This is a genomic window from Stenotrophomonas maltophilia group sp. vghtpe118, assembly GCF_052605195.1.
Genome location: NZ_CP199672.1, coordinates 107,511 through 124,532, shown reverse-complemented (window position 1 = coordinate 124,532; position 17,022 = coordinate 107,511). Strand labels below are relative to the sequence as shown.

Annotated in this window: 17 protein-coding genes; 8 read left to right on the top strand and 9 right to left on the bottom strand. The window is 67.1% G+C overall.

Translation table 11 applies throughout. The features are described 5' to 3' along the window. Positions 1–67: 67 nt before the first annotated feature. From ACUDTM_RS00665 to ACUDTM_RS00645, 5 genes are all read right to left on the bottom strand, one after another. Positions 68–853 (bottom strand): succinate dehydrogenase iron-sulfur subunit, encoded by a 786-nt coding sequence (locus tag ACUDTM_RS00665; RefSeq protein WP_005409079.1) that lies wholly within the window; start codon positions 851–853, stop codon positions 68–70. Between the two features lie 66 nt (positions 854–919). Continuing rightward, complete coding sequence (gene sdhA / locus ACUDTM_RS00660; protein WP_014036803.1) at positions 920–2,710, bottom strand: succinate dehydrogenase flavoprotein subunit; 1,791 nt, start codon at positions 2,708–2,710, stop codon at positions 920–922. 31 nt (positions 2,711–2,741) lie between these two features. Beyond that, a complete protein-coding gene (gene sdhD, locus ACUDTM_RS00655; protein ID WP_005409077.1) occupies positions 2,742–3,128 on the bottom strand; it encodes a succinate dehydrogenase, hydrophobic membrane anchor protein in 387 nt (128 codons plus the stop codon). Continuing rightward, positions 3,125–3,517, bottom strand: coding sequence for a succinate dehydrogenase, cytochrome b556 subunit (gene sdhC / locus ACUDTM_RS00650; protein WP_005416132.1), 393 nt, complete (start codon positions 3,515–3,517; stop codon positions 3,125–3,127). The genes sdhD and sdhC overlap by 4 nt, the downstream gene beginning before the upstream one ends. A 56-nt stretch (positions 3,518–3,573) precedes the next feature. Next, the gene (locus ACUDTM_RS00645; protein ID WP_252744393.1) at positions 3,574–3,744 is read right to left on the bottom strand and encodes a DUF1674 domain-containing protein; all 171 of its coding nucleotides are present in this window, start codon (positions 3,742–3,744) and stop codon (positions 3,574–3,576) included. Between the two features lie 39 nt (positions 3,745–3,783). Between ACUDTM_RS00645 and ygfZ the strand changes: the two genes are divergently transcribed. Continuing rightward, entirely contained in the window at positions 3,784–4,653 is an 870-nt protein-coding gene (gene ygfZ, locus ACUDTM_RS00640; RefSeq protein WP_072168332.1) for a CAF17-like 4Fe-4S cluster assembly/insertion protein YgfZ, read from the top strand. Between the two features lie 74 nt (positions 4,654–4,727). Here the strand turns inward: ygfZ and ACUDTM_RS00635 are convergent, their stop codons facing one another. After that, complete coding sequence (locus tag ACUDTM_RS00635) at positions 4,728–5,810, bottom strand: ABC transporter ATP-binding protein (protein WP_353762355.1); 1,083 nt, start codon at positions 5,808–5,810, stop codon at positions 4,728–4,730. Between the two features lie 352 nt (positions 5,811–6,162). Here ACUDTM_RS00635 and zwf point away from each other — a divergent pair, with 352 nt between their 5' ends. The 5 genes from zwf to eda all read left to right on the top strand — a co-directional run bounded on the left by zwf (position 6,163) and on the right by eda (position 12,162). Further along, a complete protein-coding gene (gene zwf / locus ACUDTM_RS00630) occupies positions 6,163–7,599 on the top strand; it encodes a glucose-6-phosphate dehydrogenase (RefSeq protein WP_072168334.1) in 1,437 nt (478 codons plus the stop codon). Beyond that, positions 7,596–8,603: a glucokinase gene (glk, locus tag ACUDTM_RS00625; RefSeq protein ID WP_072168335.1), complete on the top strand. Its 1,008-nt coding sequence runs from the start codon at positions 7,596–7,598 to the stop codon at positions 8,601–8,603. The genes zwf and glk overlap by 4 nt, the downstream gene beginning before the upstream one ends. Beyond that, positions 8,600–9,322: a 6-phosphogluconolactonase gene (gene pgl, locus ACUDTM_RS00620; RefSeq protein ID WP_049413491.1), complete on the top strand. Its 723-nt coding sequence runs from the start codon at positions 8,600–8,602 to the stop codon at positions 9,320–9,322. Before glk ends, pgl begins: the two co-directional genes overlap by 4 nt. Positions 9,323–9,380: 58 nt before the next feature. Continuing rightward, complete coding sequence (edd, locus tag ACUDTM_RS00615; RefSeq protein ID WP_445391044.1) at positions 9,381–11,297, top strand: phosphogluconate dehydratase; 1,917 nt, start codon at positions 9,381–9,383, stop codon at positions 11,295–11,297. Between the two features lie 205 nt (positions 11,298–11,502). Then, positions 11,503–12,162 carry a bifunctional 4-hydroxy-2-oxoglutarate aldolase/2-dehydro-3-deoxy-phosphogluconate aldolase gene (gene eda, locus ACUDTM_RS00610; RefSeq protein WP_334271621.1) on the top strand — a complete coding sequence of 220 codons (660 nt, stop codon included), beginning with the start codon at positions 11,503–11,505 and terminating at the stop codon, positions 12,160–12,162. Positions 12,163–12,262: 100 nt separating this feature from the next. Here eda and ACUDTM_RS00605 read toward each other — a convergent pair whose 3' ends face one another. From ACUDTM_RS00605 to ispG, 3 genes are all read right to left on the bottom strand, one after another. Continuing rightward, positions 12,263–12,910, bottom strand: coding sequence for a response regulator (locus ACUDTM_RS00605; RefSeq protein WP_005416124.1), 648 nt, complete (start codon positions 12,908–12,910; stop codon positions 12,263–12,265). A gap of 170 nt (positions 12,911–13,080) precedes the next feature. Then, positions 13,081–13,860, bottom strand: a complete 780-nt coding sequence (locus ACUDTM_RS00600) for a phosphatase PAP2 family protein (RefSeq protein WP_088496460.1) — start codon at positions 13,858–13,860, stop codon at positions 13,081–13,083. After that, a complete protein-coding gene (gene ispG, locus ACUDTM_RS00595) occupies positions 13,841–15,106 on the bottom strand; it encodes a flavodoxin-dependent (E)-4-hydroxy-3-methylbut-2-enyl-diphosphate synthase (protein WP_049414673.1) in 1,266 nt (421 codons plus the stop codon). The genes ACUDTM_RS00600 and ispG overlap by 20 nt, the downstream gene beginning before the upstream one ends. 114 nt (positions 15,107–15,220) lie before the next feature. Here ispG and ACUDTM_RS00590 point away from each other — a divergent pair, with 114 nt between their 5' ends. Both ACUDTM_RS00590 and ACUDTM_RS00585 read left to right on the top strand, forming a co-directional pair. Continuing rightward, a complete protein-coding gene (locus tag ACUDTM_RS00590) occupies positions 15,221–16,447 on the top strand; it encodes an ATP-binding protein (RefSeq protein WP_049414674.1) in 1,227 nt (408 codons plus the stop codon). Further along, positions 16,444–17,007, top strand: a complete 564-nt coding sequence (locus ACUDTM_RS00585) for a response regulator transcription factor (protein ID WP_005409063.1) — start codon at positions 16,444–16,446, stop codon at positions 17,005–17,007. The genes ACUDTM_RS00590 and ACUDTM_RS00585 overlap by 4 nt, the downstream gene beginning before the upstream one ends. The last annotated feature ends 15 nt before the right edge of the window (positions 17,008–17,022 follow it).

Here is a 17,022-nt window from a genome sequence, read left to right as displayed (position 1 = left end):
TGGCGTGGCTCTACTGGGTGGTGCAGCCTCACGTGACGTGGCTCCACCGGGTACTGCCAGGCCTGTATCAGGCGCGGCGCTCCATCATCAGCTTCTTGATCTCGGCGATCGCCAGCGCCGGGTTCAGGCCCTTCGGGCAGGTCCGGGCGCAGTTCATGATGGTGTGGCAGCGGTACAGCTTGAACGGATCTTCCAGATCGTCCAGGCGCGCGCCGGTGTCCTCATCGCGCGAGTCGATGATCCAGCGATAGGCCTGCAGCAGGATCGCCGGGCCCAGGTAACGCTCGCCGTTCCACCAGTAGCTCGGGCAGCTGGTCGAGCAGCAGGCGCACAGGATGCACTCGTACAGGCCGTCGAGCTTCTTGCGGTCTTCCGGCGACTGCAGGCGCTCGCGGTCCGGCGGTGCCGGGGTCTGGGTGCGGATCCACGGCTTGATCGAGGCGTACTGCGCGTAGAAGTGGGTCAGGTCCGGAACCAGATCCTTGACCACGTTCATGTGCGGCAGCGGGTAAATCGGCACTTCCTTCTTGCCGCAGTCCGAGATGGCTCGGGTGCAGGCCAGGGTGTTGGTGCCGTCGATGTTCATCGCGCACGAACCACAGATACCTTCGCGGCAGGAACGGCGGAAGGTCAGGGTCGGGTCGATCTCGTTCTTGATCTTGATCAGGGCGTCCAGGACCATCGGGCCACAGGCGTCCAGATCGACTTCATAGGTATCGGTGCGCGGGTTGCTGTCGTCGTCCGGACTCCAGCGGTAGATCTTGAAGGTGCGCACGTTCTTGCCGCCGTTCTTGACGGGGAAGTGCTTGCCCTTCGTGATCTTGGAATTCTTGGGGAGTGAAAACTCGGCCATGGCTGCTCTCGTTGGCTCAGGCGGCCCGCGCCCGTGGGCGCGGATTGCATGGTAGGCGGGGTCGGATCAGTACACGCGCGGCTTCGGCGGCACCACGGACACGTCGTCGGTCAACGTGTACATGTGCACCGGACGGTAGTCGAAGCTGCACTTGCCCTTCTCGTCGACGCTGACCAGGGTGTGCTTCTGCCAGTTGACGTCGTCGCGGTCCGGATAGTCCTCGTGCGCATGCGCACCACGGCTTTCCTTGCGCTGTTCGGCCGAGTTGATCGTCGCCACCGCGTTGAGCAGCAGGTTGTTCAGCTCGTAGGTCTCGATCAGGTCCGAGTTCCAGACCAGCGAACGGTCGGAGACCTTCACGTCCTGGAACGAGTCGAAGATCTTGTCCATCTTCTCGCAGCCTTCCTTCAGCGTCTGGCTGGTGCGGAAGACGGCCGCGTCGGCCTGCATGGTGCGCTGCATGCGATCGCGGATGACCGAGGTCGGGGTATCGCCGTTGGCGTGGCGCAGCTTGTCCAGCAGGCCCAGCGCCTTGTCGCAGGCATCGGCCGGCAGCGGCTTGTGCGCGGCACCCGGCTTGATGGTCTCGGCGCAGCGGTTGGCCACCGCACGGCCGAACACCACCAGGTCGAGCAGCGAGTTCGAGCCCAGGCGGTTGGCGCCGTGCACGGACACGCAGGCCGCTTCGCCGATGGCGTACAGGCCCGGCACCACGGCGTTGTCGTTGTCGCCGACCTTCTGCACCACTTCACCGTGGTAGTTGGTCGGGATGCCGCCCATGTTGTAGTGCACGGTCGGAATGACCGGGATCGGCTGCTTGTGCACGTCGACGCCGGCGAAGATGCGGGCGCTCTCGGCGATGCCCGGCAGCTTCTCGTCGATCACGCCCGGGCCGAGGTGGGTCAGGTCGAGCAGGATGTGGTCCTTGTGCTCGCCGACGCCGCGGCCTTCGCGGATCTCGATGGTCATCGAACGGCTGACCACGTCGCGCGAGGCCAGGTCCTTGTAGTGCGGTGCATAGCGCTCCATGAAGCGCTCGCCGCTGCTGTTGCGCAGGATGCCGCCTTCACCGCGGACACCCTCGGTGATCAGGCAGCCGGCGCCGTAGATGCCGGTCGGGTGGAACTGCACGAACTCCATGTCCTGCATGGCGATGCCGGCACGCATGGCCAGGCCGCCACCGTCGCCGGTGCAGGTGTGCGCCGAGGTGGCGCTGAAGTAGGCACGGCCGTAGCCGCCGGTGGCCAGCACCACGCCCTGGGCGCGGAACAGGTGCAGCGTGCCATCGGACATGTCCAGGGCCAGCACGCCGCGGCAGGCGCCTTCGTCGTCGAAGATCAGGTCGAGCGCGAAGTACTCGATCATGAAGCGCGCATCGTGCTTCAGCGACTGCTGGTACAGGGTATGCAGCATCGCGTGGCCGGTACGGTCGGCCGCCGCGCAGGTACGCTGCGCCGCCGGGCCTTCGCCGTACTTGGTGGTCATGCCACCGAACGGACGCTGGTAGATCTTGCCTTCGGCGGTGCGCGAGAACGGCACGCCGTAGTGTTCCAGTTCGATGATGGCCGGGATGGCCTCACGGCACATGTACTCGATGGCGTCCTGGTCGCCCAGCCAGTCCGACCCCTTGATGGTGTCGAAGAAGTGGTAGCGCCAGTCGTCCTCGCCCATGTTGCCGAGTGCGGCCGAAATACCGCCCTGGGCGGCAACGGTGTGCGAACGGGTCGGGAAGACCTTGGTCAGGCACACGGTCTGCAGGCCCTTGGCGGCCAGGCCGAACGTGGCGCGCAGGCCGGCACCGCCGGCGCCGACCACGACCATGTCGTACTTGTGTTCGGTGATCTTGTAAGCGGACATCTAATCTGGATTCCTGTGTAGGTGCCTGGGCTCAGGCAACGCCGAGGGCGATGCGGCCCACCGCAAACACACTGACGATCATGCCGAGCACGGCGACGAACTTCACCGCGGTCTGCAGCACCAGGGCCAGCAGCGATTCGTGGATGTAGTCTTCCAGCACGACCTGCATGCCGAGCTGCGCGTGCCAGAACATGGCGATCAGCAGGCCGATCAACGGCACTGCATTCCACGGCTTGGCCACGGCGGCGGCGGCGGTCGCGTAATCCGAGCCCAGCAGGCCCAGCACGAAGACCAGGAACCAGATGCCCAGCACCACCAGCGCGGCGGCGGTCAGGCGCTGGTGCACGAAGTGCTCGGTGCCGGTCTTGGCCGAGCCCAGGCCGCGCACGTTCTTCAGCGGGGTACGGAACTTGCTCACGCGGCACCTCCGAACATCACATAGGCCCACACCAGCAGGGTGATCACCAGGCTGCCGATGACCGACAGCCAGCTGCTGCGGATGAAGGCAGGGATGCTGAAGCCGATGGCGAAGTCCTGCACCACATGGCGGATGCCATTGCACAGGTGATAGGCGAACGACCATGTCCACGCGAACAGGAACACGCGGCCATACCAGGCCCCGGCATGGCCGGTGAAGCAGTTCCAGGACTCGGGCCCCATCATCAGGGCCAGCAGGCCGGCAGCGATGATGAGGGCACCAACAGACAGAAAGATGCCGGTGGCTCGATGCAGGATCGAGGTGGCCATCTGAATCTGCCAGCGATACACCTGAAGGTGCGGGGAAAGTGGGCGTTGTCTGGTCGCCATTCGCTGGGCTCGTTGTCTCGGCTGGGCGGCACGCGGCCGCGTTGGCTCAATGCTGATCAGAAATCGATGCAGCGTCCGTTTTTCTCCCAATCGCCATACCGCACCGGATCAAGTCCGCCGCGGCCGCCGAATTCCTCTGCTTTTTCCTGTTCCACGGGCACGGCTGCCGCGGGGACCAGCGGGGCTTCAGATTCGTCGTCGGGAGTGGGGGTTGTTTGGCCTATCATGTTCGGTCTCGCAACGCACAAATTTTAGACCTCGTTCACGTGCCTGACAACCTGCCCCCTGCTTTCGTCGGATATCCGCGCCTGCCCGGCCACCAGCTGCTGAGCCTGCAGGGCCCGGATGCGGCCGCCTTCGCCCACGCCCAGTTCAGCAGCGATGTCACCGCCCTGCCCCTGCTGCACTGGCAGTGGAGCGCCTGGCTGAGTGCCAAGGGCCGCACCCTGGCAGTGTTCCAGCTGCTCCGGCTGGCCGACGATCACGTGATGCTGGTGTTGGCCGACGGCGATGCCGATGCGATTGCGTCGCAACTGCAGCGCTTCGTGTTCCGTCGCAAGGTGAAGGTACAGGTGCGCAGCGATCTGGCCGTGGCCGGTGCGTTCACTGCACCCGAGGCTGCCAGCGGCGCCGCGATCGCGCACGCTGCAGGTGACGGCTGGGAGCTGGACCTGGGCAGCGACGCCCTGCCGCGCACCCTGCGCATCGGGGCGACGGATGCCGTTGCATCCGGCAGCGAAACCGATGAGGCCGCCCTCGCCTGGCGCCAGGCCGACCTGCGCTACGGATTGCCGCGCTTGGACGAAAGCCAGCGCGAAGTGTGGACCCCGCAGCAGCTGGGCCTGGACCGCCTGAATGGCTACAGCGTGAAGAAAGGCTGCTACCCAGGCCAGGAAATCGTCGCCCGCACCCACTTCCTCGGCAAGGCCAAGCGCGCGGTGCAGCTGCTGCATACCGCGGCACCGGCACAGGCCGGCGATGGCGTGCTGCAGGACGGCGCGACGCTGGGCACGGTCGCCAGCGTGGCCGGCAACCTGGCGCTGGCGGTGCTGCCGCTGGAAGCCAGTGACGCCGACCTGCAGGTGGGCGGCGCCACCGCCCAGCGCGTGCCATTGCTGGACGGGCTGGCGCGCTGAATGAGTGGTAGTGCCGGTCGCTGGCCGGCAACCTCAACCAGGTGTGGTTGCCGGCCAGCGGCCGGCACTACCGGTTACAGGCGCTCGCCGCTCTCTGCGTTGAAGAAATGCAGGCCCTGCGGGTGAATCGCCACGCGGATCTGCTCACCCACTGCTGGCAGCGACTGTGGTGCCACGCGCATGGTCAGCGCGTGCTGGCCACTGCTCATGTTGACGAAGATCTCGTTGCCGACCGGTTCGATGCCTTCGATGCGCGCGGTGAATGCATGCGCATCATCGGCAGCCGCCGGCTGCAGGTGCTCCGGGCGCACGCCCACCGCGATCGGCTTCTGCAGCCATGCCGGATCGATCGTCGCCTGGCCCAGGGGGGCACGCCATTCGCCGTCGACCACGCTCACGCCGCCGGCATCGCCCTGCAGCGTGCCACGCAGCACGTTCATCGCCGGGCTGCCGAGGAAACCGGCCACGAACAGGTTGGCCGGGCGATCGTACAGCGCCATCGGCGTATCGATCTGCTGGATGATGCCGTCCTTCAGCACCACGATGCGCTGGCCCAGGGTCATCGCTTCGACCTGGTCGTGCGTCACGTAGATCATGGTGGTGCCCAGCTTGCGGTGCAGCTGCGCGATCTCGGTACGCACGCTGTGGCGCAGCTTGGCGTCGAGGTTGGACAGCGGCTCGTCGAGCAGGAACACCGCCGGCTCGCGCACCAGCGCCCGGCCCAGTGCCACGCGCTGGCGCTGGCCACCGGACATCGCCTTGGGCAGCTTGTCCATCATCTCGGTCAGGCCCAGCGTCTGCGCCGCCTCGGCAATGCGCTTGTCGATGGTCGCCTTGTCATGCCCGCGCAGCTTCAGGCCGAAGGCCAGGTTCTCGGCCACGGTCATGTGCGGGTACAACGCGTAGCTCTGGAACACCATGGCGATGTCGCGATCCTTCGGCGCCACGTCGTTGACCACGCGATCACCGATGGTCAGCGTGCCGCCGCTGATTTCTTCAAGGCCCGCCACCATCCGCAACAGGGTCGACTTGCCACAGCCGGACGGACCGACCAGCACCATCAGCTCGCCATCGGCGACCTCGAAGCTGGCGTCCTTCACCGCGACCTGGCCGTTGTCATAGACCTTGCGCACACCCTGCAACTGCACTTTTGCCATATCACCTATCCGGTCCGCCCGAAGCCGGGCTGTCTTTTGGGACTGCCTCGGCCCTCCCGATGGCAGTGATGATTGCGCGCTTGCCGCATGACGGCGAGCACTGCAATCGAATACAGTTGCCCATTCTGCCATGTAAACGTTTTCACGTGGCACTATCCGATGATCGGTGCGCACCGATCTGCGTCGGCGGTTGAACGAAGGTTCCGCCGAGGTAGTGGTTTCGAATGGAACGGTCTTCCGCAACACCGGAGATCGCCCCTGACGAACCTCGGACAGGCAGTTGCGCGGATGTCCCCCGAACCCAGCCATGAAGCGATTGACAACGATGTCACCCGGATCTGAAACTCGAGCGATGCACGACACCCTCTTCCTGTTCGGTGCCACAGGTGATCTGGCCCAGCGCTACCTGTTCCCTTCGCTGCTTCGCCTGCTTGGCGACGGCCTGCTGCCGGAGGACTTCCGCATCCGCGCACTGGCCCTGTCCGGGCATGACACCGAAGCCTTCCATGACATCCTGCGGCCGCGCCTGCAGCAGGCCATGCCGATGGCCACGCAGGACGACATCGCTGCCCTGCTGCGCCGTATCGACTACCGTTCGGTGGACCTGCGCGACGTCGACTCGGTTGCCGCTGCGGTCTCCGACCTGGTGCACCGCAAGTGCGTCAGCTACCTCGCCATTCCGCCGGGCCTGTACATTTCCACCTGCGAAGGCCTGGCCAAGGGCGGCGCCCTCGCCGCGCCGGCACGCCTGATGCTGGAGAAGCCGATCGGCAGCGACAGCGAGAGCGCCGAGGAAATCATCAGCACCATCGGCCAGTGGATCGACGAGGACCGCGTGTTCCGCCTCGACCACTACCTGGGCAAGGCGGCAGTGCAGAACCTGATCGCGCTGCGCTTCGGCAATACGCTGCTGGAAGCGGTGTGGAACCGCAACTACATCGAATCGGTGCACATCCTGGTGGCCGAGAGCGAAGGCGTGGACGGCCGTGACGCCTACTACGCCCGCTCCGGCGCGCTGCGCGACATGGTGCAGAGCCACATCCTGCAGCTGCTGTGCATGGTGGCGATGGAGCCGCCGGCGTCGCTGGAAGCCGACCGCATCCGCGACGAGAAGGTCAAGGTGCTGCGCGCCCTTCGCCCGCTCGACGCGAAGCACGCCGCGCGTGACAGCATCCGCGGCCGCTACACCGCCGGCACCATCAACGGCCAGCCGGCGCAGGCTTACCAGCCGCCGGAAGGCAGCGACGTGGAAACCTTCGCCGGTGTCACCGCGCATATCGACAACTGGCGCTGGAGCGGCGTGCCGTTCCATCTGGTCACCGGCAAGCGCCTGCCCGAGCGCACCACCCGCGTGGTGGTCACGCTGAAGCCGGTCACCCATTGGCTGTTCGAGCGCCCGCAGCGCGCGCAGGCCGCACCGAACCGCCTGGTGTTCCAGCTGCAGCCGCAGGAAAACATCGAACTGGGCCTGATGAGCAGCCTGGCCGGCCCGGAATGGGGCGCGCTGGAACTGCATCCGCTGGAACTGGAACTGTCAGTGCCAACCGGCCTGCATCGCCGCATCGCTTACGAGCGCCTGTTCCTGGATGCCTTCAATGGCAATCACACGCTGTTCGTGCGCGACGACGAAGTGCGTGCAGCGTGGGCCTGGATCGACAGCGTCGCCGACGCGTGGAAGGACGCCAAGCTGCCGCTGGAGCCCTACCCCGCCGGCCAATGGGGCCCGAGCAATGCCGGCGAGTTCCTGCCGCAGGACGTGGACGCACCGGACAGCGGAGCGTCGGCATGAGCGCCAGTTCGCAGCCGGTGCTGGTGGCCGACATCGGTGGCACCAATGCCCGCTTCGCCCTGGCTGACACCTCGCAGGACGCACCTCTGCAGAAGGACAGCATCCGCGAGTACGCGGTGGCGGAGTTCCCTTCGCTGGGTGATGCCGCGCGCCACCATCTGGAACAGATCGGTGCCACCACAAGCCGCGGCGTGTTCGCAGTGGCCGGTCGCGTTGATGGTGATGAAGCACGCATCACCAACCATCCGTGGGTGATCTCGCGCAGCCGCACCGCAGCGATGCTCGGTTTCGACGAACTGCACCTGATCAACGACTTTGCCGCACAGGCGATGGCGATCTCACTGCTGCAGCCCGAGGACGTGGTCCAGGTCGGCGGTGCCGCCTGGGTACCGGGCAAGCCGGGCCAGCCGCGCAACTACGCAGTGATCGGGCCGGGTACCGGCCTCGGCGTGGGCGGCCTGATCATGCGCCACGGCCGCTGCTACCCGCTGGAAACCGAAGGCGGCCATGTCAGTTTCCCGCCGGGAACCCCGGAAGAGATCCGCATCCTCGAGATCCTGTCCGAACAGTTCGGCCGCGTCTCCAACGAGCGCCTGATCTGTGGCCCCGGCCTGGTCAACATCCACCGCGCCGTGTGCGAGATGGCCGGTATCGACCCGGGCCAACTGCAGCCGGTGGACGTGACCGCCCGCGCCCTGCACGGTGATCCGCAGGCAATGCGCACCGTGGACGTGTTCTGCGCCGTGTTCGGCGCCATCGCCGGTGACCTGGTGCTCACCCAGGGCGCCTGGGATGGCGTGTTCCTGACCGGCGGCCTGACCCCGAAGATGCTCGATTCGCTGCAGCACTCCGGTTTCCGCCAGCGCTTCGAACACAAGGGCCGCTTCTCCTCCATCATGGCGCGCGTGCCCTCATTGGCGGTGATGCATCCCCACGCCGGATTGCTGGGCGCCGCCGCCTATGCCACCGACGCCGAACGTGACGCACCAGGAGTTGCCGCATGAACCCCAGCTTCCACGACGATCGCATCGAGTTCATCCAACACGGCGACGCCGACGGCTGGATCGAAGCGGTGGCCGCTGAGATGGCACGCACCCTCAACCACGACATCAATGAAGTGGGCCGCGCCCGCATCCTGCTGTCCGGCGGCACCACGCCGGCCCCGGTCTACCAGGCACTGGCCGAGCTGGACGTGCACTGGGACCGGGTTGAAGTGAGCCTGGCCGACGAGCGCTGGCTGTCGCCGCAGGATCGCGACAGCAACGCCTGGCTGGTGCGCGAGCACCTGCTCAAGCGCACCGAGGGCGCCCACTTCGATCCGCTGGTACGGATCGGCAAGCCACTGCCCGAATGCGTGTACACCGCCAACCTGCAGGCGCAGCACAGCCAGCCGCCGAGCCTGGTAGCGCTGGGCATGGGCAACGACGGGCACACCGCCTCGCTGTTCCCTGGCTCGAAAGACCTCGCACGTGCACTGGAAAGCACCCTGCCCTATGCCGCGCTGGATGCCACCGGCTGCCCAGGCGCGAACCAGTGGCCGCTGCGCATCACGCTGACCCCGCACGGCCTGCGCCAGTGCCGCCAGCGCCTGCTGCTGCTGCGTGGCAAGCAGAAGCTGCAGGTACTGCGCCAGGCGCTGGACAGCAACGACGCCCAGCAGTACCCGATCCTCAATGCGATCAACCTGGAAGGCGCGCGCCTGCGCGTCCACTGGGCTGATTGATGTCGGCGGCGGCGCCCTGCCGCCGCTTGCCTCTCGCCACCACGAACGCCGGTAGCCAATGAGCCTCCATCCTCAACTGCAAGCCATCACTAAGCGCGTCATCCGCCGCAGCGCCGCCTCGCGCGCCGCCTATCTGGCCGCGATCGATGCCTCCCTGCGTGAGGGCCCGTTCCGCAGCCGCCTGAGTTGCGGCAACCTCGCTCACGGGTTCGCCGCCTGCGGCGGCACCGACAAGAGCCGCCTGCGCGGCGGCGTGACGCCGAACCTGGGCATCATCACCGCCTACAACGACATGCTGTCGGCCCACCAGCCGTTCGAGACCTATCCCGAACAGATCCGCGACATCGCCCGCGAGCTGGGCGCCACTGCACAGGTCGCCGGCGGCGTCCCTGCAATGTGCGACGGTGTCACCCAGGGCCGTGGTGGCATGGAGCTGTCGCTGTTCTCGCGCGATGTCATTGCCCAGGCCACGGCCATCGGCCTCAGCCATGACATGTTCGATACCACCGTCTACCTCGGCGTGTGCGACAAGATCGTGCCGGGCCTGCTGATCGGTGCGCTGGCCTTCGGCCATCTGCCGGCGGTGTTCGTACCGGCCGGCCCGATGACCCCGGGCATCCCGAACAAGCAGAAGGCCGAAGTGCGCGAACGCTACGCCGCCGGTGAGGCCACCCGCGAAGAGCTGCTGGAAGCCGAGTCCGCGTCGTACCACGGTGCGGGCACCTGCACCTTCTACGGCACGGCCAACTCCAACCAGGTGCTGCTGGAAGCCATGGGCGTGCAGTTGCCGGGCGCCTCGTTCGTCAATCCGGGCACGCCGCTGCGCGACGCCCTGACCCGCGAGGCAACCGAACGCGCGCTGGACATCACCGCACTGGGCGACGACTTCCGCCCGCTGGGCCGGATCATCGACGAGCGCGCGATCATCAACGCGGTCATCGCGCTGATGGCCACTGGCGGTTCGACCAACCACACCATCCACTGGATCGCGGTGGCGCGTGCGGCCGGCATCGTGCTGACCTGGGACGACTTCGACGAACTGTCGCAGCTGATTCCGCTGCTGGCCCGTGTCTATCCGAACGGCGAGGCAGACGTGAACCGTTTCGCGGCCGCTGGCGGCCCGGCCTTCGTGTTCGGCGAGCTGATCAAGGCGGGCCTGATGCACGGCGACCTGGTCAGCGTCGCGCGTGGCGGCATGGCCGACTATGCGCGCGAGCCGCAACTGCGTGAAGGCCGGCTGGTCTACCTGCCGGGCCTGGAACGCAGTGCCGATGACGAAGTGGTGCGTGGGGTCGACAATCCGTTCGAGCACCAGGGTGGCCTGCGCCTGCTGCGCGGCAACCTCGGCAAGTCGCTGATCAAGCTGTCAGCGGTGAAACCGCAGTACCGGACGATCGAAGCACCGGCGGTGGTGGTCGATGCACCGCAGGTATTGAACAAGCTGCACGCCGGTGGCCTGCTGCCGCAGGACTTCGTGGCGGTGGTGCGTTACCAGGGCCCGCGTGCCAACGGCATGCCCGAACTGCATTCGCTGGCACCGCTGCTGGGCCTGCTGCAGAACCAGGGCCGGCGCGTGGCGCTGGTCACCGACGGCCGCCTGTCCGGTGCGTCGGGCAAGATCCCAGCGGCCATCCATGTGACGCCGGAAGCGGCGCGCGGTGGCCCGCTGGCCAAGGTCCGCGAGGGCGACATGATCCGCCTCGACGGCGAGGCCGGCACGCTGGAAGTGCTGGTGGACGCGGCGGAATGGGCGGCACGTCCGCTGGCGCCGAACACCGCGCCGGCCGCGCATGACCTGGGCCGCAATCTGTTTGCGATCAACCGTCGCGTGGTGGGTCCGGCGGACCAGGGGGCGATTTCGATTTCGTGCGGGCCGGCGGCGGCCGATGGCGGGCCGTGGGACTACGACGCGGAGTATGAGCTGGGGCACGATGCGGCAGCGGCGGCGGCGCCGCATGAGGCGAAAGACGCCTGACGCGAAAAGCCGCGGCAGGCTTCCCGGCTTGGGCAGTAGAGCGCCCTGTCCGGGACACGCCGTAAACCCATCCATGGGGGCTCGATCGCGGCATCCATGCCGCTCACGGTCCCGGCCAGGGCGCTCTACTGCCCTTGGACAATTCCCGGCGCGTCATTTGCGCTGCGGCCACTGAATCAAGAAGAGCAAAGGCAAGGGCAAAAGCATGGGTATCGAACAACATCAGGTGAAGGCGGCGGAGCTGTTGCATGCGGCGGGCATCCTGCCGGTGGTGACGATTCATACGCTGGACCAGGCACGGGCGGTCAGTGCGGCGCTGCTGGAAGGTGGTCTGCCGGCGATCGAGCTGACGCTGCGCACGCCGGTGGCGATGGAAGCGCTGGCGATGCTCAAGCGCGAGCTGCCCGATGTGGTGGTGGGTGCAGGCACGGTGCTGACCGTGGAGCAGATGCAGCAGTCGATCGATGCGGGTGCGGACTTCCTGGTGACGCCGGGGACGCCGCCGGCGCTGGCTGATGCACTTGCCGCTGCGCCGCTGCCGGTGGTGCCAGGTGCGGCGACGCCGAGCGAGCTGCTGTCGCTCTACGCCCGCGGCTTCCGCGTGTGCAAGCTGTTCCCGGCCACGGCCGTGGGCGGGCTGGCGATGATCAAGGGACTGGCCGGCCCGGTGGCGGACCTGAAGCTGTGCCCGACCGGCGGCATCACCGAGAACACCGCCGCCGAGTACCTTGAACAGAAGAACGTGGTCTGCATCGGCGGTTCGTGGATGGTGCCGGGCAACTGGATCGCCGACGGCGAATGGGACAAGGTGCGCGCCAGCGCCGCCGACGCGGCGAAGATCATCAAGCGCGTGCGCGGCCACTGAGCCCGAAGCAGGTGTAGAGCCGAGCCCATGCTCGGCTCCACTCCAGCGGAATGGAGAGCAGCCGAGCATGGGCTCGGCTCTACACAGAAGGCCGAAACCCTTACAACGGCCGCGCCGGATCCACCAGCCCGTACTGGCTGGCCATGCGCGCCAGCGCGATGTTGTCGTGGATCCCCATCTTCTCGAACAACCGCGCCTTGTGCGTGTTCACCGTCTTCGCACTCAGGCTCAGGCGCCGCGCGATGTCTTCCTGGCGCAGGCCCTGGGTCAGCAGCAAGGCTACTTCCAGTTCGCGCGGCGACAGGCTGTCGAACGGCGATCCATTGCCCTCCACCGTCGACAGGGCCAGGTTCTGCGCGATGCTGGTGCCCAGGTAGCGACGGCCCATGGCCACATCGCGCACCGCGCGCAGCAGCTCCTGTGCATCGCAGCCCTTGCCGATGTAGCCCGCGGCCCCCGCCTCCAGCAAGCGCTTCGGCAGCGGCCCGTCTTCCAGCACCGATACGATCACCACGCGGGTGTTGCGGTGGCTGCGGACGATGCGCTCGGTCACTTCCATGCCACTCACACCGGGCAGGTGCAGGTCGCAGAGCACCACGTCCGGCAGCAGCTGGCGGACGTCGCGCAGTGCGTCTTCACCGGTCTCGGCTTCGCCCACCACCTCGATGTCGGTCTCCCCCGACAGGATCATCTTCATCCCGGTGCGGACCAGCGCATGGTCATCCACCAGATAGACTCGAATCGTCATTCACGTACCTCTTCGAATGCGGCCATTGCAGGTCAAGCTAGGCAGGACGCCGATACCCCTGCAAGCGCGTCCGGGACGCGATCCGGGCGTTCTGCCTTGCGCATCACAGTAACGCGCGTTGTGCTTGCCCCCTGTCTTGCAGAACCTGCTGCAACGAAACAACTGATCTATTACGTAGACGCCCCGGAAGGGTCATCCACGTCACCCCCCTGTGATGATGCTTCGCTGGCCGTCGCTGGCGGCGAATCCCGACGTCGCCAAGGATGCCGGCGACTGAACATGACCAGATAGCACCCTACCACCCAAACCAGCGCGGCACACCATCCGGCCAGGATGTCCGAGGGATAATGCACGCCCAGATAGACCCGTGAGACGCTCACCAGCAGGCTGAACGGGGGCGCCAGCAGCAGTACCGGCCAGCGCCAGCGTGTATTCCAGGCCAGCAGCACCAGGGTCACGGCAAGGGTCATCGAGCCCATGGCGTGCCCGCTGGGGAAGCTGAACGTCGATTCCGGCGCAATCGACTCCCACAGGCTGGGGCGCTGGCGCTGGAAGAAGTGCTTGCTGCCCATGTTCAGCAACGCCGATCCCACGAAACTGACCGCGACGAAGGTCGCCTCGCGCCAGCGCCGGTAGCCCAGCAGCGCACCGATGATCAGCACGTCAGCAGGGATCAGGAACCACTCGTAGCCCAGTTTCGAGATGAGCACGAAGAAGCGGTCCAGCCATGGCGAATGCAGGCCATGCATCTGCCACAGCAGCGGCGCATCGAAATGGAACGATTCAAATTCGTGCACTTCGTCGGCCAGGGCGACGAAGCCCGCCAACGGCAGCAGTACGCCACCGAACAGCAGGACCAGGCGCCAGGCGTTGCGCGCCATCCAGTGGCGGAAACCGGAGGCCGACTCCGGTGCGGCGAGGATCGCAGGCTTATCCGGCGCTTCGGACATATTTGTGTTCGACGTAATCGTCGATCAGGGCGACGAACTCCTGGGCGATGTTGTCGCCACGCAGGGTCACCTTCTTCTCGCCATCGACGAATACCGGTGCTGCCGGCGTCTCGCCCGTGCCCGGCAGGGAGATGCCGATGTTGGCATGGCGCGACTCACCCGGCCCATTGACGATGCAGCCCATCACCGCCAGGGTCATGTTCTCCGCCCCCGGGTGGTGGATCTTCCACAGCGGCATCTTCTCGCGCACATGGTTCTGCACCACTTTGGCCAGTTCCTGGAAGAACTCGGAGGTGGTGCGACCGCAGCCCGGGCAGGCCGTGACCAGCGGCGTGAAGGCGCGCTGGCCGGTGGTCTGCAGCAGTTCCTGGGCGACGATCACTTCCTGCGTGCGCGACTGGCCCGGTTCCGGGGTCAGCGAGATGCGGATGGTGTCACCGATGCCTTCCTGCAGCAGCACGCTCAGCGCTGCCGACGAGGCGACGATGCCCTTGCTGCCGATACCGGCTTCGGTCAAGCCCAGGTGCAGGGCGAAGTCCGAGCGCTGGGCCAGGTCGCGGTACACCGCGATCAGTTCCTGCACGCCACTGACCTTGGCCGACAGCACGATCCGATCGCGCGGCAGGCCCAGTTCCACGGCCTGCTCGGCCGAATCCAGCGCCGAACGGATCAGCGCCTCACGCAGCACGCGGCCGGCGTCCCAGGGCTGCTCGCGCAGGCTGTTCTCGTCCATCAGCCTGGCCGCCAGGGCCTGGTCCAGCGAGCCCCAGTTGGCACCGATGCGCACCGGCTTGTTGTAGCGGATCGCGAACTCGATCAACTGGGCGAACTGCAGGTCCTTCTTCTTGCCGAAGCCGACATTGCCCGGGTTGATGCGGTACTTGGCCAACGCTTCCGCACATGCCGGCTCGGCGGTGAGCAGCTGGTGGCCGTTGTAGTGGAAGTCACCGATCAGCGGTACATCGATACCCATCATCGCCAGCTTGTCGACGATGCGCGGAATGGCCGCAGCGGCTTCCACGGTGTTGACGGTCAACCGCACCATCTCCGAACCTGCACGCCACAACTCGGCCACCTGCTTCACGCTGGAGGCCACATCGGAGGTATCGGTGTTGGTCATCGACTGCACCACCACCGGCTTGCCTCCGCCTACGGTGACCCCGCCGATCTGGACGGCATGGGTCTGGCGACGGGGCCAGGCGGTGGCATCGGAGGGGGGAGTCGGGCGGGTGACGGCGTCGTGCATGGGCGCATTCTACCGCCCACTCCCGCATTCGGGGTGACTCGCATTCAGCCTGCGGCACGGCTGCGGCCGATTGTCGCAGGCATGTACACGCATGAACGCATACGATGGGCGTGAATGACCGGTCCCGACGCCCCGTTTCTCCGTACCCTGTGCAGCCTGCGCTGGCTTGCCGTAGGCGGCCAGGCCGCCACCATCCTGGTCGCGACCTGGGTGCTGGGCCTGCCGTTGCCGCAGCTGCCGTTGTGGGCCGGCGTGGCGGTGCTGGCCCTGTTCAACGTCTACACCCAGCTGCGCCCGGAAGCGGCCGACACTGCGCCGCTGACCGCATTCGGCCATATCCTGGTGGACGTGATCATCCTGACCTGGATGGTGGGCTGGAGCGGCGGCATGGCCAACCCGTTCAGTTCACTGTTCCTGATCCTGATCGCGCTGGCCGCCTTCGCCCTGCCCCTGCGCTGGGCACTGGCGGTCGCGCTGGCCTGCCTGCTCGGCTACGCCGCCAGCGGCATCTTCGGGCAGGCGCTGCCGGACGGCTACTTCCGCGCACAGGACCTCAATCGCTGGGGCGTGGTCGCCAACTTCCTGATTTCCGCCACAGTGGTGCTGGCCTTCTCCACCCGCCTGGCACTGGCCCTGCGGGAGCGCGAACTGGAACTGTCGGCACTGCGTGAGCGCTTCGCCCGCAACGAGGGCATCGTCGCGCTGGCCACCCATGCCGCCTCGGTGGCACATGAACTGAACACGCCGCTGGCGACCATGACCCTGCTCGCCGACGATGTCGCCGAGCGCAGCGAAGAGCCGGAAGTGCGCGAAGACATGGAGACCCTGCGCGAGCTGCTGGTGCAGTGCCGTGAGCGCGTGCTGGCACTGGCCGCCCCGGCCTCGGCCGACGCGCCGGGCCGCAGCCATTCCAGCGCCCAGCAGGTGCTGGAGCAATGGCGCCTGGTGCGACCGACCATCGACCTGCATCGCAACGACGATGCGCCGCTGCGGCTGCCGCTCGACCCGGGCGTAGGCCACCTGCTGATGGTCCTGCTCAACAATGCCGCCGATGCCGGCGAGAAGGCCGGCCGGCCGCGCGTGGACCTGGACCTGCGCATCGAGGGCGACGACCTGATCGGCGAAGTACGCGACTACGGCCATGGTTTCGACGCCCGTGCCGCCGTGCTGCCGGGCAAGCTGTTCGGCAGCAGCAAGAGCGAGGGCATGGGCGTCGGCCTGGCCCTGTCCCATGCCACCATCGAACGCCTCGACGGCGAGATGTGGATGCGCCCGGCCCAGGGGGCCGGCAGCCGCGTCGGCTTCCGCCTGCCGCTGGCCCCACGCGAGGAAACCCCATGAGCGCCTCAACCCTTGGTCTGCTGGTCGACGACGACGAGCTGTACCTGCGTACCCTGCAGCGCAGCCTGGCCCGCAAGGGCCTGGAAACACAGACCGCACAGGATGCCGCCAGTGCCTTGGCACTGGCCCGCCAGCATCCGCCGGCGTTCGCGCTGATCGACCTGAAGCTGGGCAGCGATTCCGGCCTGGCGCTGATCCAGCCGCTGCGCGCACTGCGCGCGGACATGCGCATCCTGCTGGTGACCGGCTATGCCAGCATCGCCACCGCAGTGGAGGCGATCAAGCTGGGCGCGGATGATTACCTGCCGAAGCCGGCCACGGTGCCGATGATCCTGCGCGCGCTTGGCGAGGAGGACGACGGCCCGGCCGACGACGGCGAAATGGAAGTGCCGGACGCGATGACGCCGATCAGCCGCCTGCAGTGGGAACATATCCAGCAGGCGATGCACGAGACCGGCGGCAACGTGTCAGCGGCCGCACGCCTGCTCGGCATGCACCGGCGCTCGCTGCAGCGCAAGCTGGCCAAGCGGCCCAGCCCGGAACGCGATCCGAGCCGGTGAGACGCCACGTCGTGC

Excerpts from the sequence above, each read along its gene's own strand:
- ACUDTM_RS00665 (WP_005409079.1), bottom strand. The coding sequence starts at position 853 with ATGGCCGAGTTTTCACTCCCCAAGAATTCCAAGATCACGAAGGGCAAG.
- sdhA (WP_014036803.1), bottom strand. The coding sequence starts at position 2,710 with ATGTCCGCTTACAAGATCACCGAACACAAGTACGACATGGTCGTGGTC.
- sdhC (WP_005416132.1), bottom strand. The coding sequence starts at position 3,517 with ATGGCGACCAGACAACGCCCACTTTCCCCGCACCTTCAGGTGTATCGC.
- ACUDTM_RS00645 (WP_252744393.1), bottom strand. The coding sequence starts at position 3,744 with ATGATAGGCCAAACAACCCCCACTCCCGACGACGAATCTGAAGCCCCG.
- ACUDTM_RS00635 (WP_353762355.1), bottom strand. The coding sequence starts at position 5,810 with ATGGCAAAAGTGCAGTTGCAGGGTGTGCGCAAGGTCTATGACAACGGC.
- zwf (WP_072168334.1), top strand. The coding sequence starts at position 6,163 with ATGCACGACACCCTCTTCCTGTTCGGTGCCACAGGTGATCTGGCCCAG.
- glk (WP_072168335.1), top strand. The coding sequence starts at position 7,596 with ATGAGCGCCAGTTCGCAGCCGGTGCTGGTGGCCGACATCGGTGGCACC.
- pgl (WP_049413491.1), top strand. The coding sequence starts at position 8,600 with ATGAACCCCAGCTTCCACGACGATCGCATCGAGTTCATCCAACACGGC.
- edd (WP_445391044.1), top strand. The coding sequence starts at position 9,381 with ATGAGCCTCCATCCTCAACTGCAAGCCATCACTAAGCGCGTCATCCGC.
- eda (WP_334271621.1), top strand. The coding sequence starts at position 11,503 with ATGGGTATCGAACAACATCAGGTGAAGGCGGCGGAGCTGTTGCATGCG.
- ACUDTM_RS00605 (WP_005416124.1), bottom strand. The coding sequence starts at position 12,910 with ATGACGATTCGAGTCTATCTGGTGGATGACCATGCGCTGGTCCGCACC.
- ACUDTM_RS00600 (WP_088496460.1), bottom strand. The coding sequence starts at position 13,860 with ATGTCCGAAGCGCCGGATAAGCCTGCGATCCTCGCCGCACCGGAGTCG.
- ispG (WP_049414673.1), bottom strand. The coding sequence starts at position 15,106 with ATGCACGACGCCGTCACCCGCCCGACTCCCCCCTCCGATGCCACCGCC.
- ACUDTM_RS00590 (WP_049414674.1), top strand. The coding sequence starts at position 15,221 with ATGACCGGTCCCGACGCCCCGTTTCTCCGTACCCTGTGCAGCCTGCGC.
- ACUDTM_RS00585 (WP_005409063.1), top strand. The coding sequence starts at position 16,444 with ATGAGCGCCTCAACCCTTGGTCTGCTGGTCGACGACGACGAGCTGTAC.